The 19,517-nt window shown below is 71.0% G+C and carries 21 protein-coding genes; 15 read left to right on the top strand and 6 right to left on the bottom strand.

The window, feature by feature from the left end:
* Positions 1 to 53: 53 nt before the first annotated feature.
* The gene (locus BIU89_RS07140; protein ID WP_071245463.1) at positions 54 to 539 is read right to left on the bottom strand and encodes a glutathione peroxidase; all 486 of its coding nucleotides are present in this window, start codon (positions 537 to 539) and stop codon (positions 54 to 56) included.
* Positions 540 to 609: 70 nt separating this feature from the next.
* Here BIU89_RS07140 and glmS point away from each other — a divergent pair, with 70 nt between their 5' ends.
* The 10 genes from glmS to BIU89_RS07090 all read left to right on the top strand — a co-directional run bounded on the left by glmS (position 610) and on the right by BIU89_RS07090 (position 9,236).
* Entirely contained in the window at positions 610 to 2,457 is a 1,848-nt protein-coding gene (gene glmS / locus BIU89_RS07135; protein WP_071245461.1) for a glutamine--fructose-6-phosphate transaminase (isomerizing), read from the top strand.
* Between the two features lie 8 nt (positions 2,458 to 2,465).
* Positions 2,466 to 2,861, top strand: a complete 396-nt coding sequence (locus BIU89_RS07130; RefSeq protein WP_071245460.1) for a holo-ACP synthase — start codon at positions 2,466 to 2,468, stop codon at positions 2,859 to 2,861.
* A complete protein-coding gene (gene alr / locus BIU89_RS07125; RefSeq protein ID WP_071245459.1) occupies positions 2,858 to 3,961 on the top strand; it encodes an alanine racemase in 1,104 nt (367 codons plus the stop codon). Before BIU89_RS07130 ends, alr (BIU89_RS07125) begins: the two co-directional genes overlap by 4 nt.
* Positions 3,958 to 5,124 (top strand): alanine racemase, encoded by a 1,167-nt coding sequence (gene alr, locus BIU89_RS07120; RefSeq protein ID WP_175474987.1) that lies wholly within the window; start codon positions 3,958 to 3,960, stop codon positions 5,122 to 5,124. Before alr (BIU89_RS07125) ends, alr (BIU89_RS07120) begins: the two co-directional genes overlap by 4 nt.
* Positions 5,121 to 5,630, top strand: a complete 510-nt coding sequence (gene tsaE, locus BIU89_RS07115) for a tRNA (adenosine(37)-N6)-threonylcarbamoyltransferase complex ATPase subunit type 1 TsaE (protein ID WP_175474986.1) — start codon at positions 5,121 to 5,123, stop codon at positions 5,628 to 5,630. The genes alr (BIU89_RS07120) and tsaE overlap by 4 nt, the downstream gene beginning before the upstream one ends.
* A gap of 92 nt (positions 5,631 to 5,722) precedes the next feature.
* Positions 5,723 to 6,085, top strand: coding sequence for a GNAT family N-acetyltransferase (locus BIU89_RS07110; protein WP_368073332.1), 363 nt, complete (start codon positions 5,723 to 5,725; stop codon positions 6,083 to 6,085).
* Between the two features lie 20 nt (positions 6,086 to 6,105).
* Positions 6,106 to 6,741 (top strand): tRNA (adenosine(37)-N6)-threonylcarbamoyltransferase complex dimerization subunit type 1 TsaB, encoded by a 636-nt coding sequence (gene tsaB, locus BIU89_RS07105; RefSeq protein ID WP_083404244.1) that lies wholly within the window; start codon positions 6,106 to 6,108, stop codon positions 6,739 to 6,741.
* Positions 6,738 to 7,283: a ribosomal protein S18-alanine N-acetyltransferase gene (gene rimI, locus BIU89_RS07100; protein ID WP_139178860.1), complete on the top strand. Its 546-nt coding sequence runs from the start codon at positions 6,738 to 6,740 to the stop codon at positions 7,281 to 7,283. The genes tsaB and rimI overlap by 4 nt, the downstream gene beginning before the upstream one ends.
* Positions 7,270 to 8,325, top strand: coding sequence for a tRNA (adenosine(37)-N6)-threonylcarbamoyltransferase complex transferase subunit TsaD (tsaD, locus tag BIU89_RS07095; protein ID WP_071245453.1), 1,056 nt, complete (start codon positions 7,270 to 7,272; stop codon positions 8,323 to 8,325). The genes rimI and tsaD overlap by 14 nt, the downstream gene beginning before the upstream one ends.
* Positions 8,326 to 8,480: 155 nt before the next feature.
* A complete protein-coding gene (locus BIU89_RS07090; protein WP_071245451.1) occupies positions 8,481 to 9,236 on the top strand; it encodes a DUF4190 domain-containing protein in 756 nt (251 codons plus the stop codon).
* A 42-nt stretch (positions 9,237 to 9,278) separates the two neighbouring features.
* On the opposite strand, the gene BIU89_RS07085 is transcribed toward BIU89_RS07090, so the two are convergent.
* The gene (locus tag BIU89_RS07085; protein WP_071245445.1) at positions 9,279 to 10,481 is read right to left on the bottom strand and encodes a class I SAM-dependent methyltransferase; all 1,203 of its coding nucleotides are present in this window, start codon (positions 10,479 to 10,481) and stop codon (positions 9,279 to 9,281) included.
* Between the two features lie 160 nt (positions 10,482 to 10,641).
* Here BIU89_RS07085 and groES point away from each other — a divergent pair, with 160 nt between their 5' ends.
* Complete coding sequence (gene groES / locus BIU89_RS07080) at positions 10,642 to 10,938, top strand: co-chaperone GroES (RefSeq protein WP_017885484.1); 297 nt, start codon at positions 10,642 to 10,644, stop codon at positions 10,936 to 10,938.
* Positions 10,939 to 11,103: 165 nt separating this feature from the next.
* Positions 11,104 to 12,066, top strand: coding sequence for an EamA family transporter RarD (gene rarD, locus BIU89_RS07075; RefSeq protein WP_071245443.1), 963 nt, complete (start codon positions 11,104 to 11,106; stop codon positions 12,064 to 12,066).
* Between the two features lie 154 nt (positions 12,067 to 12,220).
* On the opposite strand, the gene BIU89_RS07070 is transcribed toward rarD, so the two are convergent.
* Entirely contained in the window at positions 12,221 to 13,549 is a 1,329-nt protein-coding gene (locus BIU89_RS07070) for an ABC transporter substrate-binding protein (RefSeq protein WP_071245441.1), read from the bottom strand.
* 262 nt (positions 13,550 to 13,811) lie between these two features.
* Between BIU89_RS07070 and BIU89_RS07065 the strand changes: the two genes are divergently transcribed.
* Positions 13,812 to 14,612 carry an SDR family oxidoreductase gene (locus tag BIU89_RS07065; protein ID WP_071245669.1) on the top strand — a complete coding sequence of 267 codons (801 nt, stop codon included), beginning with the start codon at positions 13,812 to 13,814 and terminating at the stop codon, positions 14,610 to 14,612.
* A 93-nt stretch (positions 14,613 to 14,705) separates the two neighbouring features.
* On the opposite strand, the gene BIU89_RS07060 is transcribed toward BIU89_RS07065, so the two are convergent.
* Together BIU89_RS07060 and BIU89_RS07055 are read right to left on the bottom strand one after the other, a co-directional pair.
* Positions 14,706 to 15,107, bottom strand: a complete 402-nt coding sequence (locus tag BIU89_RS07060; protein WP_071245439.1) for a VOC family protein — start codon at positions 15,105 to 15,107, stop codon at positions 14,706 to 14,708.
* Between the two features lie 166 nt (positions 15,108 to 15,273).
* Positions 15,274 to 15,567: a hypothetical protein gene (locus BIU89_RS07055; RefSeq protein WP_139178858.1), complete on the bottom strand. Its 294-nt coding sequence runs from the start codon at positions 15,565 to 15,567 to the stop codon at positions 15,274 to 15,276.
* Between the two features lie 24 nt (positions 15,568 to 15,591).
* Between BIU89_RS07055 and BIU89_RS18760 the strand changes: the two genes are divergently transcribed.
* The gene (locus BIU89_RS18760) at positions 15,592 to 15,876 is read left to right on the top strand and encodes a hypothetical protein (protein WP_139178856.1); all 285 of its coding nucleotides are present in this window, start codon (positions 15,592 to 15,594) and stop codon (positions 15,874 to 15,876) included.
* Between the two features lie 499 nt (positions 15,877 to 16,375).
* On the opposite strand, the gene guaB is transcribed toward BIU89_RS18760, so the two are convergent.
* A complete protein-coding gene (gene guaB / locus BIU89_RS07045) occupies positions 16,376 to 17,878 on the bottom strand; it encodes an IMP dehydrogenase (RefSeq protein WP_027466700.1) in 1,503 nt (500 codons plus the stop codon).
* A gap of 326 nt (positions 17,879 to 18,204) precedes the next feature.
* Between guaB and BIU89_RS07040 the strand changes: the two genes are divergently transcribed.
* Positions 18,205 to 19,515, top strand: coding sequence for a branched-chain amino acid ABC transporter permease (locus tag BIU89_RS07040; RefSeq protein ID WP_027466699.1), 1,311 nt, complete (start codon positions 18,205 to 18,207; stop codon positions 19,513 to 19,515).
* The last annotated feature ends 2 nt before the right edge of the window (positions 19,516 to 19,517 follow it).

The following is a 19,517-nucleotide window of genomic DNA, read 5'->3' as shown; positions in this document are numbered from 1 at the left end:
GTGCCCCGGGCCTCCCGTCCAGTGCTCGGTGCGCGCCCGCAGGACGCGACGCGTCAGGCGGGCAGGGCCGCCTCGATGGCGGCGACGACCTCGGGGGCGTCCGGCTTCGTGGTGGGACGGAAGCGCGTGACGGTGCCGTCGGGGGCGACGAGGAACTTCTCGAAGTTCCAGGCGACCCGGCCGGCCTTGCCGTCGGCGTCCGGGGTCTCCTTGAGGGCCTGGTAGAGCGGGTGCGCGCTCTTGCCGTTGACCTTGACCTTCTCGGACATCGGGAACGTCACACCCCACGTGGTGGAGCAGTACTCGTCGATCGCCTCGGACGAGCCGAGCTCCTGCAGGAACTGGTTGCTCGGGAAGCCCAGCACCGTGAACCCGCGGGGGCCGTACTGCTTCTGCAGGGCCTCGAGCTGCTCGTACTGCGGGGCGAGGCCGCACCGGGAGGCGACGTTCACGACCAGTACGGCCTTGTCGGCGTAGGCGCCGAACGTGGTGTCCTCGCCGTGCAGCGTGGTGATGGCGATGTCGTCGAAGCGTCCCATGGCCGAAACGTTATCCCCACCCCCGGGACTTCGCAGGGTGGGCGTCCAGGCAGACCGTAGGATCGGTTCCATGTGTGGAATCGTCGGCTACGTCGGCAGCAACAGCAGCCAGGACGTCCTCCTCGGTGGCCTCCGTCGCCTCGAGTACCGCGGCTACGACTCGGCGGGCATCGCCGTCGTCGACCCAGCCGGAGACCTCGTGTCGGCCAAGAAGGCCGGCAAGCTCCAGGCCCTGGTCGACGAGCTCGAGTCGTCGCCGATCCCGGACGGCGCGACCGGCATCGGGCACACCCGCTGGGCGACCCACGGTGGCCCGACCGACGGCAACGCCCACCCGCACCTGGCCGACGGCGACAAGCTCGCCCTCATCCACAACGGCATCATCGAGAACTTCTCCGAGCTCCGCGCCGAACTGCAGGCCGAGGGCATCGAGTTCCGCAGCGAGACCGACTCCGAGGTCGCCGCGCACCTGGTCGGACGCGCCTTCCGCGAGACCGGTGACCTGACGGCCGCCATGCAGCAGGCCGTGCAGCGACTCGAGGGGGCCTTCACGCTCCTCGTCGTGCACGCCGACCAGCCCGGCGTCGTCGTCGGTGCCCGTCGCAACTCGCCCCTGGTGGTCGGGCTCGGTGACGGCGAGAACTTCATGGGCTCGGACGTCGCCGCGTTCGTCGCCTACACGCAGCGCGCGCTGTCGATCGGGCAGGACGAGATCGCCACGATCCGCCCCGACGGCGTCGACGTCATCCACTTCGACGGCACCCCGGCCACGCCGAGCGAGTTCGAGGTCAACTGGGACGCCTCCGCCGCCGACAAGGGCGGCTGGAGCTCGTTCATGGCGAAGGAGATCAGCGAGGAGCCCGAGGCCGTCGCGAAGACGATCCTCGGTCGCGTCCACGACGGCGCCGTCACGCTGACCGACCTCGACCCGATCGCCGACCGCCTGGCGACCGTCGACCGCGTCATCGTGATCGCCTGCGGCACCGCCGCCTACGCCGGCATCCTCGGCAAGTACGCCATCGAGCAGTGGGCACGTGTGCCGGTCGAGGTCGAGCTCGCGCACGAGTTCCGGTACCGCGACCCGGTGCTGAACGAGCGCACCCTGGTCGTCTCGATCAGCCAGTCCGGCGAGACCATGGACACGCTGATGGCCGTCAAGTACGCCCGCGAGCAGGGCGCGCAGGTCCTGTCGATCTGCAACACCCAGGGCGCCACGATCCCGCGTGAGTCCGACGCCGTGATCTACACGCACGCCGGGCCCGAGGTCGCCGTGGCGTCGACCAAGGCCTTCATCGCCCAGGGCGTCGCGCTCTACCTGCTCGGGCTGCACCTGGCGACGCTGCGCGGCACGCTCACCACCGAGCAGATCGCCGAGCAGGTGGCCGAGCTCGAGGGGCTCGCGCCGAAGCTGCAGCAGACCATCGAGGACGCCGCCGGCATCAAGGACCTGGCCCGCTGGATGGCGGACACCCGGAGCGTGCTGTTCCTCGGCCGCCACGTCGGCTACCCGATCGCACTCGAGGGCGCCCTCAAGCTCAAGGAGCTCGCGTACATCCACGCCGAGGGCTTCGCCGCCGGTGAGCTCAAGCACGGCCCGATCGCCCTGATCGAGCCGGGTCAGATCGTCTTCGTCATCGTGCCGTCGCCGCGCGACCCCCGATCGCTGCACCCGAAGGTCGTCTCGAACATCCAGGAGATCCGCGCCCGCGGTGCCCGGGTGATCGCGATCGCCGAAGAAGGCGACGCCGCGGTGCTGCCCTTCGCCGACGAGGTCCTGCGGATCCCGCTCGCGACCCCGCTGTTCGAGCCGCTGCTCGCCGTGGCACCGCTGCACATGTTCGGCATGGAGCTCGCCGCCGCCAAGGGCCTCGACGTCGACCAGCCACGCAACCTCGCGAAGTCGGTCACCGTCGAGTAGTCGCGACGGTGATCATCGGGATCGGGGTCGACGTGGTCGACCTGGAGCGGTTCGAACGGGTGCTGGAGCGCACACCGGCGATGCGGGCGCGGCTGTTCACGCCGTCCGAGCAGGTCCGTGACGGCGAACCCCGGCCGATCGCGTCCCTCGCCGCACGGTTCGCGGCGAAGGAAGCCCTGATCAAGGCCTTCGGGTCGAGTGCCGGGCTGAGCTGGCAGGACCTCGAGGTCGTGTCCGACGACCAGCGGAACCCGTCGCTCACCCTGCACCAGGGCGCCCGGCAGGTGGCGGACGCGCGTGGCGTGACGAGCGTGCACCTGTCGCTCTCGCATGATGGAGGGATCGCGACCGCGTTCGTGGTCCTGGAAGGAACAGACGTGGTCCTGGAAGGAACGGTCCCGTGAGCGCGTTCACCGGCATCACGGTCGATCGCGGAGCCCTGATCGAGAACTACGCGACCATCGCCGACCGGGTCGCCCCGGCCGGGGTCATCGCGGTGGTCAAGGCGAACGCCTACGGCCACGGGGCCCTCGACGCCGCGCAGGCCTTCGTGGACGCCGGTGCCGAGTGGCTCGGGGTCGCCGACATCGACGAGGCCGTCTTGCTCCGTCAGGGCGGCATCGACGAGGGGGTCCGGATCCTCGCGTGGCTGCACGCCCCCGACGAGGACTTCCGCCGCGCGGCGCAGTTCGACGTCACGCCAGCGGTGTCGAGCGTCGAGCAGCTCTCCGCAGCAGCCGACTCCGACGTCCGCGCCGTGCACCTGTGCGTCGACACCGGCCTCAGCCGAAACGGTGCGGTCGAGTCCGAGTGGGCCGAGCTCTTCGCGACCGCCGGCGCCCTGGCCCGCGGCGGCAACCGCACCCGGGTCGAGGGGCTCATGTCCCACCTGTCGAACGCGTCGCGCACCGACGACCTCGACCAGGACGCCGCGCTGCAGCGGGCGCTGGACGGCCTCGCCGCGAACGGCATCGTGCCGGACGTGGTGCACCTCGCCGCGAGTGCCGCGAGCATCGCCGTTCCGGAGACCCGCCACGACCTGTCCCGCGTCGGACTCGCCCTGTACGGGCTGAGCCCCTTCGACGGTCGCACCTCGGCCGACCTGGGGCTGCGCCCGGCGATGCGGGTCACCGCCGCCGTGCTCCGTACCGTGCCGGTCGCCGCGGGCGACGGCGTCTCCTACGGCTACACCTGGCGCGCCGAGACGGACACCCGTCTCGCCGTGATCGGCCTCGGCTACGCGGACGGCTTCGACCGCGACTTCGGCAACCGGGTCTCGGTGCGGATCGGCGACCGGACGTTCCCGGTGGTCGGACGCGTCGCGATGAACGCCATGCACGTCGACATCGGCGACGCCGACGTGCAGGTCGGCGACGAGGCGGTGCTGTGGGGCGACCCCGCGAACGGCGACCCCGCCGTCGAGGACTGGGCCGAAGCCATCGGCACGATCAACTACGAGGTGGTCGCCCGGATCGGCCGCAGCGTGGAACGGAGGACGACGTGAGCTCCGCACCGCTGCGTCAGGCCCGCATCGACCTCGACGCCTACCGTGCCAACCTCGACCGTGTCCGCGAGTGGATGGACCCGGTCGAGGTGATGGCGATCATGAAGGCCGACGCCTACGGGCACGGCCTCGAGCCGATCGCGCTCGCCGCCGTCGACGCCGGCATCCGCTGGATCGGTGTGCTGACGGTGCCCGCGGCCCTGCGCCTGCGCTCGATCGGCGTCGGCGAGGACGTCCACCTGTTCACCTGGCAGCACGACCCCGACCTGGACTTCCGTGACGCCATCGACTCGGCCGTCGACCTCGGCGTCTCGAACGTCGCCGAGCTGCAGCGCATCGTCGACGCCGTCGACCAGCGACCGGCCCGGGTGCACCTCGGCGTCGACTCCGGCCTGCACCGCGACGGCGCGACCCCGGCGGACTGGCCGGCGCTCGTCGAGCTCGCCCGGGACGCCCAGCGGAACGGCCGCATCGAGGTCGTCGCCGCGTACACGCACCTGGCCGAGGCGTCCGACCACGAGGACAGCGCCGCGGTCGCCGTGTTCGACGCAGCGATCGAGATCGCCGAGGACCTGGGGCTCGACGTCCCGATGGAGCACGTCGCCGCGTCGCTCGCGGGGCTGGAGCGCAAGGAGTTCCGCAAGGACATGGTCCGGATGGGCGCGAACCTGTTCGGCATCCCCGGAGCCGACGGCGTCTCGGCGGCCGACCTCGGACTCGAGCCGGTGATGACCCTGACCGCGTCGGTCGCGAAGACGAAGCGCGTCCCCGTCGACACCGGCGTCTCCTACGACTACACGTACCGCACCGCGACCGAGACGACCCTGGCCCTCGTGCCCGTCGGCTACGCCGACGGGGTCCCGCGTCTGGCGCAGGGGCGCATCGAGGTCGCGATCCGCGGCAAGCGCTACCCGATCGCCGGCCGCGTCGCGATGGACCAGTTCCTGGTGGACGTCGGCGAGGACGACGTGCAGACCGGCGACACCGTCGTGCTGTTCGGCACCGGCGAGCACGACGAGATGACCGTGCTCGAGTGGGGCGCGGCGCTCGAGACCATCGGCGAGGAGATCGTCTGCCGGATCGGCAGCCGTGTGCCCCGGTTCTACGAGGGCCACGACATCGAGGGACGGGTCGGGGAGTACCTGCGGGGCGAGCGGCCGTGACCGGGTCGCCGCACGTCCTGCTCGACACCTCCGTCGACGGCACCGAGGCGATGGGGGAGCTCGGGGCCCGGTTGGCCGCGGTGCTGCGCGCCGGGGACCTCGTCGTGCTGACCGGACCACTCGGTGCCGGCAAGACGACCCTGACGCGCGGGCTCGGCGCCGCACTCGGTGCACGCGGCCAGGTGTCCAGCCCGACCTTCGTCCTCGCCCGGACGCACCCGACGACCGCCGGACCCGACCTGGTGCACGTCGACGCCTACCGCCTGTCCGACCCGGTCGAGCTCGACGACCTCGACCTCGACTGGGACGCCGCGATCGTCGTCGTCGAGTGGGGCCGCGGCATGGTCGACGGCATCAGCGACAGCGTGCTCGACGTCGAGATCACGCGTGCCACCGGTGCCGATGACGCGGCCGCTCACGACACGGACCCGGACGACGTCCCCGACGAGCCCCGTCGTGTCGTCGTCACCGCCACCGGCCCGCGCTGGGAAGGCGTGGCCCTCTGACCCTGCAGCCCGTCGACGCGGACGACGTCGAGGCGCTCCGCGCGTTCCTCGTCGGTGCGGACCTGACCATCGCTGGCCTCGACGAGCCGACGGTGCGGCTCTGGCTCGATCGCGACGACGACGGCAGGGTGGTCGGCAGCACCGGATTCGAGGCGAGCGCTGACGGCCGGCACGTCCTCGTCCGGAGCGTGGCCGTCGCGCCGCAGCACCGCGGTTCCGGGGCCGGTTCGCGCCTGGCGCGGTTCGCGATCGAGCGGGCGACCGAGGCCGGTGCCGAGCGTGCGTGGCTGTTCTCGCGTCGCTCCGGTCCGTTCTGGCAGTCGCTCGGCTTCACGCCCGCCGACCGACATGCACTGGCCGCCGCGCTGCCGGACACCCACCAGGTCCGACTGTTCCGCCGGACCGGGCAGTTGGACCACGAGGTCGCATGGTCCCGCGGGCTGCCGGTGCGCTGACCGCCGCCTACGATGGACGGGTGCTGCTCGTGATCGACACCTCCGCCGGGACCTCCGTCGCCGTCGTCGACCCGGCCACCGGCCAGGCCCTCGCGACCCGCGACACCGAGGACAGCCGCCGGCATGCCGAGGTGATCGGCCCGTTCCTCGCCGAGACCCTCGCCGAGGCCGGCATCACCGGAGCCGACGTCACCGGCGTCGTCGCCGGCATGGGCCCCGGCCCCTTCACCGGCCTGCGCGTCGGCATCGCCGCCGCCCGCACCTTCGCCGCAGCCCGCGGCGTCCCCGTCCTGCCCCTCGTCAGCCACGACGCCGTCGCCCTCGACCAGCGCGACTCGGGGATCGCCGGGCCGTTCGTCGTCCTCACGGACGCCCGCCGCCGCGAGGTCTACTGGAGCGCCTACGACGCCGACGGCGTCCGCGTGGCCGGCCCCGGACTCGCCAAGCCCGCCGATCTCGACGACGCGATCCGCGCCTCCCGGCCCGAAGCGGTGGGCTGGGACCGAGTGACGGTCGCGTCCATCCCGGCCTGGAGGCTCGGCTCGCTCGCCGCGGACCGGCTCGCGTCCGGTGCGGCGTTCGACCAGGACACGCCCCTGTACCTGCGCGACCCCGACGTCACGGTGCCGGGTGCGCCGAAGCGGGTGAAGCAGTGACCCTGCCGGACGGGCTCCGCCTGCGGCGAGCACACCCGCAGGACCTCGACGACATCATGTGGCTCGAGCACGTCTCGTTCCCGACGGACGCCTGGTCGGCGTCGCAGATGTCCGGCGAGCTGTACTCACCGCACGGGTACTACGTCGTGATCGAGACGGCCGACGACGCCTCTGCCCCGCTGGTCGTCGGGTACGCCGGCCTCTCGTCGCTCGCGGGCAACCCGGTGGCCGACGTGCAGACCATCGCGGTCGCCGCGGACCAGCGCGGCAGGGGGCTCGGGAGGGTCCTGTTCACGGAGCTGCTCGACGAGGCGCGGCGCCGCGGTGTACGCGAGGTGTTCCTCGAGGTGCGTGCGGACAACCCCGTGGCGCAGGCGATGTACACGGCGTTCGGGTTCGAGCACATCGCGACCCGACCGCGCTACTACCAACCGGACGGCGTCGACGCGTGGGTGATGCGGGCAGAGCTGCCCGGCCCGGACGCCGAGCGGTCGTCGGGCGTCGGACCCATCGGACAGGAGGCCCTCGGTGAGCGCGACTGAACCACTGGTGCTCGGCATCGAGACGAGCTGCGACGAGACCGGCATCGGCATCGTGCGGGGGAGCACCCTGCTCGCGAACGTGATCGCCTCGAGCATGGAGGAGCACGCGCGCTACGGCGGGGTCGTGCCCGAGGTCGCCGCACGGGCCCACCTGGAGGCGATGACCCCCACGCTGCACGAGGCGCTCGACCGTGCCGGCGTCACCCTCGACGAACTCGACGCCGTCGCGGTGACCGCCGGGCCGGGCCTGGCCGGGGCGCTCATGGTCGGAGTGGGGGCCGCGAAGGCGCTCGCCGTGGCCACCGGCAAGCCCCTGTACGGCGTGAACCACCTGGTCGGGCACGTCGGCGCCGACGTGCTGCGCGAGGACGGCAGCGAGATCGAGCTGCCGACGATCGCGCTGCTGGTCTCCGGCGGTCACACGTCACTGCTGCTGGTGCGGGACCTGGTCGGCGACGTCGAACTGCTCGGCGAGACGATCGACGACGCGGCGGGCGAGGCGTTCGACAAGGTCGCGCGGCTGCTCGGACTGCCCTACCCCGGCGGCCCGCAGATCGACCGAGCCGCGGCCGACGGCGACCCCACTGCCATCCGGTTCCCCCGGGGACTGACGCTGCCGAAGGACATGGCCGCGCACCGGTACGACTTCTCGTTCTCGGGGCTCAAGACCGCCGTCGCACGGTGGGTCGAGCGCTGCCGCGACGAGGGCCGCGAGGTGCCGGTGGCCGACGTCGCCGCGAGCTTCCGCGAGGCCGTCGTCGACGTCCTGCTGACCAAGGCCCTGAACGCGTGCCGCGACACCGGGGTCGACCGGCTGCTGCTCGGCGGTGGGGTCGTCGCGAACGCCCGACTGCGACAGGTCGCTGAGGAGCGCTGCGCGGCCGCTGGCGTTCGGCTCCGGATCCCGCCGTTCGACCTGTGCACCGACAACGGCGCGATGATCGCCGCCGTCGGCGCCCGCCTCGTGGCCGAGGGGCACGCGCCGAGCGACCTCGGCATCGCCGCGGACTCGACCCTTCCGGTGACGACCGTCCAGGTCTGACCAGGTCTGACCAGGTCTGACCAGGTCTGACCAGCTCTGACCAGCTCTGACCCGCTCTGATCAGGTCTGACCGGCCGCACCCGGTCGGTCGTCGGGAGCCTGTGGGAGGATTCACACGGGCGTCGGAGAGACCGGACGCCCGAGAGGGGTGGACGGTGTCCGATCAGAACGAGTGGCCGAAGCCGGGCGAGACGCCGAACGGCCCAGCGAACGGACAGCCCGACGGCTCGCCGGCCCCGGACGCCCCGCAGGCCCCCGACGCACCGCAGGCGCCGTCGGCCCCGGAAGTGCCCCAGAACCCGTACGGCCAGCAGCAGGACCCGTACGCGGCCCCGCAGCAGCAGAACCCGTACGGCCAGCCGCAGCAGCCCCAGAACCCCTACGGCCAGCAGCAGCAGTCGAACCCGTACGGCCAGCAGCAGAACCCGTACGCGGCCCCGCAGCAGTCGAACCCGTACGCGCAGCAGCAGGACCCGTACGCGGCCCCGCAGCAGCAGAACGCCTACGGTGCCCCGCAGAACCCGTACGGCCAGCAGCAGAACCCGTACGCGCAGCCGCAGCAGCAGCCCTACGCGTCGAACCCGTACGCGTACCAGCCCTACGCGCAGCGCCCGAAGACGAACGTCCTGTCGATCCTGTCGATCGTCTTCGCGTTCGGCGGCATCATCATCTGGCCGATCGTCATCCTGACGAGCCCGGCCGGCGCGATCATGGGCCACATCGCCCTCGGCAAGATCAAGCAGACCGGCGAGGGTGGCCGCGGCCTCGCGCTCGCCGGCATCATCGGTGGCTGGATCCTGACGGGCCTGTTCATCCTGATCGTCGCCCTGGTGTGGATCTCGATCGCGAACGCGTCGGACTACTCGGACTACTCCGACTACAGCTCGAACTCCGGCGCCTTCGTCAGCTGACGCAGCCACCGCGCAACGGCCACCACGAGCGGCCCCCGGCCGTCAGCCGACCGTGTCGGTGAGCCGCTCGCACAGGATCGCCGTGTGGCGTCCCTCCAGGCGGGTGAGCACGAGTGTGACGCGGCCCGATCCGCGCAACCGCAGCCGTTTGCGGAACTGCGCCGGGTCGACGTCGACGCCGCGCTTCTTGATCTCGACGGTGCCGATGCCGTCGGCGGCGAGCCGCGCGGCCAGTCGCTTGACGTCGAGCGGCATCGTGTCGAGCACCCGGAAGCCCTGCGCGAAGGGGGTCGAGGCGGCGCGGTCGGACGTGACGTAGGCGATGCCGTCGGACAGCATGTGCCCGTCGAGGCCCCGTGCGAGGTCGCCGATCAGCCGTGCGCGGATCACGGCGCCGTCGGGCTCGTACAGGTAGGCGCCGAGCGGTCCGACCTCGGCGTCGTCGGCGTCGGCCGCTCCGGTCATCTCGGCGATGCCGTGCGCGCCGATGACGGTGGCGGCGCGGCGGATCCCGGGGCGGGCGAGGGGGCCGAACCACAGGGCGAGCTCCACGACCTCGCGGTCGACGGAGGTCCACTGCGCCTCGGCGGTGTCCGGGATCAGGTCGCGGTCGATGCCCGGTCCGAGCTTCACGCCGGTCGGCGTCGTCGTCGCCGCGGCGAACACGGTGTCGAGCGAGGGTGACCAGTCATCGGGGTCGGCGAGCCGGCGGGTGTCCGAGTGGCCGGAGGTGCGTCGTGCGGGGTCCATCCACACGCCGTCCACCGAGGACAGGTCGAAGGACGCGGCATCACCGAGTTCCACCCGCGCGTTCGGCCAGACCGCCAGGTTGTGGGTCGCGACGGCCGCGGTCACCTCGTCGCGATCGACGGCGGTGACGTCGAGGTCGAGCGCCGCCATCGCCATCGCGTCCCCGCCGATGCCGCAGCCGAGGTCGGCGACACGGGTCAGCCCGGCCGCGGCGAAGCGCCCGGCGTGCTGGGCCGCGACCTGCAGCCGGGTGGCCTGCTCGAGCCCGGCCTCGGTGAAGAGCATCCGCGAGGCGAAGTCGCCGAACTTGCCGCGGGCCTTCAGCCGCAGCTTCGCCTGGGTCAGCACCGCGGCGACCAGTCGGGGATCGTGGCCTTCGGCGCGCAGCCGGGACACCACGCGGACGATCTCGCCACCGTCGGAGACGCCCGGGGTACGGTCGAGCAGGGCCATCCCGTCGGGGGTCAGCAGTGCGGTGAGTTCGGCGGCGTCCATGCGTCGATCCTCGCAGGTGCTGCGTGTTCTCCGGATGTGCTGGCACTCGGATTGACCGAGTGCCAGAGGCCCCCTAGAGTTGGCGTTGGCACTCTCCTGTGCGAAGTGCCAACCCGGTTTTCATCTGTACCGAGTCCGTACCGAGAAAGAAGAGGTCACCGTGGCCGTCAGCATCAAGCCGCTCGAGGATCGCATCGTCATCCGCCAGGTCGAGGCGGAGCAGACCACCGCTTCCGGTCTGGTCATCCCCGACACCGCGAAGGAGAAGCCCCAGGAGGGCGAGGTCGTCGCCGTGGGTCCGGGTCGCATCGACGACAACGGCAACCGCGTCCCGCTCGACGTCGCCGTGGGTGACAAGGTCATCTACTCCAAGTACGGCGGAACCGAGGTCAAGTACTCGGGCGAGGACCTGCTGGTCCTGTCGGCCCGCGACGTCCTCGCGGTCATCGTTCACTGAGTCGAGTACTCACCTCGGACGCCCCGTCCGGCCTTCGGGCCGACGGGGCGTCCGTGCGTCCGGGGACGGTCACCCCGGTGCTCCGGTCCTGACCAGCCCGCCATCAGCCCGCCTGGAGGCCCGGTGCGCGTCCCACGGGTCGGCGGTCGTTCCTAGGATGGTTCCGTGAGTGAACCGAGTCCGGCGCGACCCGTCCGCAGCGAGGCATCTGTCGGCGTGGTGCAGGCCATCGTGGCCTACGGGCTCTGGGGGCTGATGCCCCTGCTCTTCGCGGCCATGGCCCCCGCGGCGGCGTTCGAGATCGTGTCGTGGCGGATCGTCTTCGGCCTGGTGTTCTGCGCGGTGGCGATCGCGGTGACCCGGTCGTGGCTCCGCACCCGCACCCTGATGGCCCAGCGCCGTGTGATGCTCGTGATGGGGCTCGCCGCAGTCCTGATCCTGGTCAACTGGACCGTCTACGTCCTCGCGACGACCACCGGCCACACCGTCGAGGCGGCGCTCGGCTACTTCATCAACCCGCTCGTCACGATCGCGCTCGGCGTGGTGGTCCTGCGCGAACGCCTGCGTCCGGCGCAGTGGGCAGCCGTCGGGCTGAGCGTCGTGGCGGTCGTCGTCATCGCGATCGGCTACGGGCAGATGCCGTGGATCTCGCTGGCCCTGGCGTTCTCGTTCGGACTGTACGGCCTGGTGAAGAAGCGGGTCGGCGGCACCGTGGACGCCCTGAGCGGCCTGACGATCGAGACCGTGTGGCTGCTGCCGATCGCGGTCGTGGCGCTGGTGGTGCTCGGTGTGACCGGGCTCGGTGGCGGCGTGACGTTCACGAGCGAGGGCTGGGGGCACGCGGTCATCACCGTGCTGACCGGGCCGGCGACCGCGGTGCCGCTGCTGCTCTTCGCGTCGTCGGCACGGCGGGTGAGCCTGTCGACGCTCGGGCTGACCCAGTACCTGGCGCCCGTGATGCAGCTGCTCGTCGGGGTGCTGGTGCAGCACGAGGAGATGTCCGCCGGGCGCTGGTTCGGCTTCGGCATCGTGTGGCTCGCGCTCGTGGTGCTGACGGCGGACTCGTTCGCCGCCGCGCGGGCGTCCCGTCGCCGGGCGCTCGCACCCACCCGGGTCGAGCCGGTCTGACGAACGAACCACGGGCCTCCAGTCCGCCCGTCGGTCCGTCCTGCACCCGGTGACGGACCCTGCCGGGCGTCCCGGCCACCGACGCGAAAGCGACAGTCCCCCACGGAAGTTCCGTGGGGGACTGTCGCCTTCGCGAGCGGTGCTGGGCTGAGCCCTACTTCTTCACCGCACCCTGGATGGCGCTCTGGTAGACGGGCTTGTTGTCGGCGTCGAACTTGTAGATGCCGATGTAGGCGGCCGACGGGTCGTTGTTCTCGTCGAACGGACCGATGCCGGACGGGCCGGTGTAGTGGATGTCCTTGCCGTCGTCCAGGAGCGTCTTGCACTCCTTGAACGTCGCGCACTCGGTGCCGCCGTCAGCACCCGACACCGCAGCCATGTTGGCCTGGATGGTGCCGGAGTCGGTGCCCTTGCCCTTCACCGCGGCGAGGGCGGCGAGGACGGTGGCGTCGTAGGACTCCGCCGCGTACGAGTAGTCGGCGAGCGTCTTGCCCGACGAGTCCTTGTAGAACGCAGCGAGCTGCTTCTTGAAGTCGTCCTTCGGCGAGGCACCGGGGATGGTGCCCTGGGCGCCGGTCAGGGTGCCCTTGTCGAAGTCCTTCGAGTAGTCCGCCGTGTTGCCGTCGGACATGTAGATCTTCGCTTCATTGCCCTGCGAGACGAGCTCCGGGATGATCGACTTCGTCTCGTCGAAGGCGAGGACGACGATCGCGTCGGGCTTCGCGGCCAGGGCCGCGGTCACCTCGGACGAGAACGTGGTCTGGCCGGGCGGGAACTCCTGGCCCTCACCCTTGCCGCCGTAGACGACCTGGCCGCCCGACGCCTCGACCGCAGCCTGCACGGAGTTGCGGAGGCCGGTGCCGTACGTGTCGTTGAAGACCAGGAAGGCGACCTTCGCGTTGCCGTCACCGGTCACGAGCTGGCCGAGCGCGGAACCCTGCACCGAGTCCGGCGGTGCGGTCCGGTAGTAGTACGACGAGTAGCCGGAGAGGTCGGTCGCGGTGTTCGCGGGCGAGATCTCGACGATGCAGTTGCTCGTCAGCTGGTCGATGACGTTCAGCGTGACGGACGAGGACTCGGCGCCGATCGCGACCGGCACCTTCGCGTTGACGAGCTTCGTCGCGGCGGAGCTCGACACGGTCATGTCGTTGCTGTCACCGGAGTCGGTCGCCGGGTCGATCGTGACGTCCTTGTCGAGGACGCCGCCCGCGGCGTTGATGTCCTTGACGGCCAGGCCGACACCGGACTCGGCCGGCGGGTTGAGGTAGGCCAGCGAACCGGTCAGGGGCAGGATCGTGCCGATCTTCAGCGCGTCCGTACCGGGGGTGTCCGGGGCCTTGCAGCTGGCGGCGGGATCCTTCTTCGCATCGCTCGACGCCGAGCTCGAGGGGGAAGCACTGCCGGTGGTGGAACACGCGGCGAGGAGGACGGCTGCTGCGCCCGCCAACGCCAGTGCCGCGGTGGCACGGGTGGTTCTGATCATCCGTGGAGCCCTTTCTCTGCGCGGAGGCTGTGCCGCTTCGGGTGAATGCGACGCCTCCACTGGATGTCGAGAAACGTAGGGTCCATGTGTTTCGCCCGTGTGACGGGGCGGTACGCAAAGGTGTTTCGTTACCGAGCCGTGACGTTCCTGTGCGCAGGGACAGGGATCGGCGCAGAAGCGGCGGTGCCAGCGTGGCGACCCGACCTGCGCCAGGCGGATGGTCCGGCAGGGCGCCCGGGAGGCCCGGCGTACGTTCCGCCGCATGAGCGACTTCCAGCCCACCAAAGCCATCGTCACCGGCTCCGAATCCGGGATCGGCCGTGCGACCGCCGTCGCGCTCGCCGAAGCCGGCATGGACGTCGGCATCACCTACCTGTCCGAGCCCGACCGTGCCGAGGAGACCGCGGAGGAGGTCCGGAAGACCGGTCGTCAGGCCTTCGTCGAGCAGATCGACGTCTCCGACCTCGCCGGGGCCGCCGCCGTCGTCGACCGCCTCGTCTCGCAGCTGGGCGGCGTCGACGTCTTCGTGGCCGACGCCGGCACCGGCGACAACGCCCCGTTCCTCGAGATGACCCTCGACCAGTGGCGCCACACGGTGTCGACCGACCTCGACGGCGCCTTCGTCACGATGCAGGCCGCCGCGAAGCACATGGTGCAGGCCGGCACCGGCGGCCGGATCATCGGCATCACGAGCGTGCACGAACACCAGCCCCGCTACGGGTCGAGCGCCTACGACGCTGCCAAGCACGGGCTCGGCGGCCTGCTGAAGACCATGGCGATCGAGCTCGCCGAGCACGGCATCACCGTGAACGCCGTCGCCCCCGGCGAGATCGCCACCCGGATGACCGGCGCCGAGGACGAGGACCCGCACACCATCGACCGCCCCGGTGTCCCGCTCGGCCGTCCGGGCAACGCGTGGGAGATCGCGGCAGCCGTGGCGTTCCTGGCCTCGCGTGCGTCGTCCTACATCACCGGGGTGTCCCTGCCGGTGGACGGCGGGATGCTGCAGATGGGCCCGCACGGCGGCTCGCACATCACGTCGAACGACTGGCGTTCGGCGTAGGAGCTCGGCCGGCGGTCCGGCACCCTGGCGGTCCGGCCGGTCCGGCGGTCCGGCGGTCCGGCGGTCCGGTCAGCATGCCGGTCGCCGGGCTGCTCAGCTCGGCTGGCCGGCTTCCTCGTCGAGTTCGGCCTGGGACCGCAGGACGCAGAACTCGTTGCCCTCCGGGTCGGCGAAGACCACCCATCCGCCGTCCGGGTGGCGCAGGTCGGCGAGCTCCACGGCACCGATGCCGCGGAGCCGCTCGACCTCTTCGTCGCGGGTGCGGTCGGTGGGGCGCAGGTCGAAGTGGATCCGGTTCTTCACGGTCTTCGCCTCGGGCACCTGGATGAAGAGCACGGTGTGCGATCGGTCGGGTGCCGTGATCTCGCACTCCTCGTGTCCGGGAGCGTTCGGGTCGTCGGGCAGGTCGACGTAGCCGAGCACCTGCTTCCACCACTCCGACTGGGCGTAGGCGTCGCGGGAGTCGATCGTGGTGTGTGAGACGGCGCTGACCATGCGGTGACACTACCGCCGGGCAACGCAGCACGCCGGGGGTGAAAACGCCGTCGTGGTGCTCTGACGCCGCGGTGCTCGCGAGACGCCGCCGAATTCGGTGGCGTTTCGGGGACTCGGCGGCGTCCGACCCACACGACGGCGTCTTGCGCTCTCCGCCAGCCGCTGCTCACGAGTCCGGCTGGCGACGTGCGCTGATCGGCGCAGCACGGAACAAGGGGAGCCCGGCAGCCGACAGCACCGCAGCCAGCGCTCGTGCATCCCCGGCCTCCCGCATCGTCCACCGCGCGAACCCGCGTACCTCCGGCAGTCGACGGAGGGTGTCCTCACGGGTCTTCTCGTCCCAGAGGGCTCGGGGGACGTCGTACTTCAGGCGACCGTCGAACTCCCCGATCACGCCTGCGTCGGGCCACCAGAAGTCCGTTCTGAACTTGCCGCGCGGCGTCTCGAACTCGTGCTGCAACTCCGGGGCAGGAACCCCGAGGAGATGAGCGGTGACGCGGCTGATCGACTCCCCCGGGGATTCGGCCCGCGCATCTGCGAAGGCGACCGCCGCAGCAGCCTGTCGGCATCCACGCACGCGTCCGAGGGCTTCGAGTGCGCCGGCGAGTACTTCACGACGGAGCAGGTCGAACCGGAGCACGTGGTCGAGGACGACGCGGCGTGGGTGAACGACTGCCGCCGTGCGATGTCGATGACCGTCCGCTCGAGGGACGTCGTCGGGATACCGCCGACCACGACGCGCTCGCCGCTCCGGATCCGCCCGGTGTGACGAACGACGCCCCGACCGGTGTGCGTCTTGTCGAGCCGGACGTCGATCACGTGCAACCGCCAGTCGGCAGCGTCGAAGTCGGGCAACCCCCAGAGCGCCGCGGCCGAGGTCCCCGAGACGACGCAGTCGGACTCCAGGGACCCGTACCGTGCGCGGACGAACAGGCGCCGGCGTTCCAGGAGTGAGAGCGCCTCCCACTCGGGGCGTTCGACGGCGGCGCCGTGGAACAGACGCACCGGTTCGTGCAGGGCCGACGGGACACGGACCAGGACGGTCTGGGCGAGCGCGTTCATGCCGGCAGCTTGGAACGCGGCCACGGCGCGCGGCGACTCGCACGTCGGACCGGTGGAGAGCCTCCAGGCCGTTGTCGGCTGTGGAGGAGTCGCAAGACGCCGTCGTCTCCGCACCACGCCCGGAAAGCGTTGAGACGCCGCCGAATTCGGCGGCGTCTCAACGACACGACGGCGTCTTCCGGACCAGACTTGGCCCGGACCAGCACTCAGCTGCGGTAGTTCGGCGCCTCGACGACCATCTGGACGTCGTGCGGGTGGGACTCCTTGAGCCCCGCCGCCGTGATCCGGACGAACTTGCCACGGGCCTTCAGCTCGGGGATCGTGCGACCGCCGACGTAGAACATCGACTGGCGCAGCCCGCCGGTGAGCTGGTAGACGACGTTGCCGACCGAACCGCGGTAGGGCACCTGGCCCTCGATGCCCTCGGGGATGAGCTTGTCGTCGTTCGGCACGTCCGCCTGGAAGTAGCGGTCCTTCGAGTACGAGGTCTTCTTGCCACGGGTCTGCAGAGCCCCGAGGGACCCCATGCCGCGGTAGGCCTTGAACTGCTTGCCGTTCACGAACACCAGGTCACCAGGGGACTCGTCGGTGCCGGCCAGCAGCGAGCCGAGCATGACGGTGTCGGCACCGGCCACCAGGGCCTTCGCGATGTCGCCGGAGTACTGCAGGCCACCGTCGGCGATGATCGGCACACCGGCTTCGCGTGCGGCGAGGGAGGCCTCGTACACGGCGGTCACCTGCGGCACACCCACACCGGCGACGACGCGCGTGGTGCAGATGGAGCCCGGGCCGACACCGACCTTGACGGCGTCCACACCGGCGTCGATGAGCGCCTGGGCCCCCGCGCGGGTGGCGACGTTGCCGCCGATGACGTCGATCGCGTCGAACGTCGGGTCGGCCTTGAGGCGGCGGACCATGTCGAGAACGCCTTCGCTCTCGCCGTTGGCGGTGTCGACGACGAGCACGTCGACGCCGGCGTCGCGCAGGGCCTCGGCACGCTGCCACGCGTCGCCGAAGAAGCCGATCGCGGCACCGACGCGGAGCCGGCCCTCGTCGTCCTTCGTGGCGTCCGGGTACTGCTCGCTCTTGTCGAAGTCCTTGACGGTGATGAGGCCGCGGAGCTTGCCCTCGGCGTCGACCAGCGGCAGCTTCTCGATCTTGTGCTGCGCGAAGATGGCGATCGCCTCTTCGGGGTCGATGCCCTCCATCGCGGTGATCAGCGGGGCCTTCGTCATGACGTCGCGCACGTACGTGGTGGCCTGCTCGAACGTGGCCACGAAGCGCATGTCGCGGTTCGTGATGATGCCGACGAGGGTGCCGTCCTGCTCGACGACCGGCAGGCCGGAGACACGGAACTGGCCGCAGAGCGCGTCGACCTCGGCCACGGTGGCGTCCGGGGTGGTGGTCACCGGGTTGGTGATCATGCCCGACTCGGAGCGCTTGACCTTGTCGACGTAGGCAGCCTGGTCCTCGATGGACAGGTTGCGGTGCAGGATCCCGATGCCGCCCTGGCGCGCCATGGCGATGGCCATGCGGGCTTCGGTGACGGTGTCCATCGCGGCGGAGAGCAGCGGGACGTTGACGGAGATCCGCTTGGTGAGCCGGGACGCCGTGGACGCCTCGCTCGGGATGACGTCGGTGTGCCCGGGCAGCAGCATGACGTCGTCGTACGTGAGTCCGATGAATCCGAACGGATCCGGCTGGTCCATGGGTCCCCTTCGTGGGCGAGTGAAGTGTCGAGACACCGGGAACACGACGACGGGTTCCGGATAGGACATGGTAACGCGAGCGGCTGTCGCCGCATTCCGCCTGGAGGCACGGATCGCGCCCGCCTCGGAGCATTCCTCCACAACGTCACAGTTCGGGTACGAATCACACAGGGAACGTGTTGGAAACACGGGTGTCACAAAATCCCCATAGGTTCCTCGTCATCCGAACGAGAGGCTCTTCCGTGGGATCCATCACTCCTCCGGGACGGGCGCAGCCGCGCCTGTTCCGCCTCCGCCACGCACGACGACGACCGGTCCTGGCGGCCGTGCTCGTCGCCGCGTTCCTGGCGACCTTCCTGATCGACTGGGCGGTCACCCTGCCGGCCTTCAGTGCCACCTCGGCACCGGCCACCAGCCAGGCGTGCACCGTCAGCCCCGACAACGGGTGCATCCAGGGCACGATCACCGACTCCGAGCGTGAACCGGCCGAGGGCGTCGACGTCGACGTGACCGGCCCGAGTGGCTTCGACCAGACGGCCACGACCAACGGCGACGGCCGCTGGTCGGTCAGCGTCGACACGGCCGGCGAGTACACGGTGAGCGTCGACCAGGGCACCCTGCCGAAGGGCCAGTACCTGACGAACGCCGCCGACGCCGAGCGCAAGGTGCAGGCCACCCTGAACGCCAACGTCGGGCAGATCTTCCAGCTGTCCGACCAGAAGGGCGCCACGACCTCGACGGACTCGTCGGGTGTGAGCATCCAGCGGGCCTGGCAGCAGTTCGCCTCCGGGCTCCGGCTCGGGCTGCTCATCGCCCTGGCGTCCATCGGGCTCTCGCTCATCTACGGCACGACGGGGCTGTCGAGCTTCTCGCACGGTGAGCAGGTCACCCTCGGCGGTCTGCTGGCGTACGTGTTCGCCAACCAGCTCGGCTGGAACATCTGGGTCACCGGCATCGTCGTCACGCTGTTGTGCGCCGCGACCGGGTACCTGCAGGACGCCGCGATCTGGCGGCCGCTCCGGCGACGGCGCATCAGCCTGACGCAGCTCATGATCGTGACGATCGGTCTGTCGATCGCCGCCCAGTATGCGTTCCAGTACTTCTTCGGCGCCTCGACGGTCCGCATCCAGCAGGGCAACCCGGAGACCGTGCGGTTCGCCGGCGTCACCCTGACGGTGCAGTCCTACGTCGCCATGGGGATCGCCCTCGTGGTCCTCGTCGCGACCGGGCTCTTCCTGGCGAAGACGCGCTTCGGCCGAGCGACCCGCGCCGTGTCCGACAACCCGGCGCTCGCCGCGGCCTCCGGCATCGACGTCGACCGGGTGATCCGCTTCGTGTGGACGCTCGCCGCCGGCCTCGCGGGGCTCTCCGGCGTGATGCTCGGACTCGTCCTGAACGGCGTGAACTGGCAGACCGGGCTCCAGCTGCTCCTGCTCATGTTCGCCTCGGTCACGCTCGGTGGCCTCGGCACGGCCTACGGCGCCCTGGTCGGCTCGATGATCATCGGCGTCGTCGTGGAGCTCACGAACCTGGTGCTCCCCGGTGACTTCAAGTACGCCACCGCCCTCGTCATCCTCATCCTCATCCTGCTGTTCCGGCCGCAGGGCATCTTCGGCCGCGCCGAGCGGATCGGCTAAGG

Origin of the sequence: Curtobacterium sp. MCBA15_005 (assembly GCF_001864855.1) — a bacterium.
GTDB lineage: Bacteria > Actinomycetota > Actinomycetes > Actinomycetales > Microbacteriaceae > Curtobacterium > Curtobacterium flaccumfaciens.
The sequence above is the reverse complement of the archived record's forward strand: the minus strand, read 5'-3'. Positions and strand labels throughout refer to the sequence as shown.

Bases quoted from the DNA above. Each gene is read 5' to 3' on its own strand.
- glmS (WP_071245461.1), top strand. From the start codon at position 610: ATGTGTGGAATCGTCGGCTACGTCGGCAGCAACAGCAGCCAGGACGTC.
- guaB (WP_027466700.1), bottom strand. From the start codon at position 17,878: ATGGACCAGCCGGATCCGTTCGGATTCATCGGACTCACGTACGACGAC.
- BIU89_RS07140 (WP_071245463.1), bottom strand. From the start codon at position 539: ATGGGACGCTTCGACGACATCGCCATCACCACGCTGCACGGCGAGGAC.
- BIU89_RS07070 (WP_071245441.1), bottom strand. From the start codon at position 13,549: ATGATCAGAACCACCCGTGCCACCGCGGCACTGGCGTTGGCGGGCGCA.
- BIU89_RS18760 (WP_139178856.1), top strand. From the start codon at position 15,592: ATGAGCGGTGACGCGGCTGATCGACTCCCCCGGGGATTCGGCCCGCGC.
- BIU89_RS07060 (WP_071245439.1), bottom strand. From the start codon at position 15,107: ATGGTCAGCGCCGTCTCACACACCACGATCGACTCCCGCGACGCCTAC.
- BIU89_RS07085 (WP_071245445.1), bottom strand. From the start codon at position 10,481: ATGGACGCCGCCGAACTCACCGCACTGCTGACCCCCGACGGGATGGCC.
- BIU89_RS07065 (WP_071245669.1), top strand. From the start codon at position 13,812: ATGAGCGACTTCCAGCCCACCAAAGCCATCGTCACCGGCTCCGAATCC.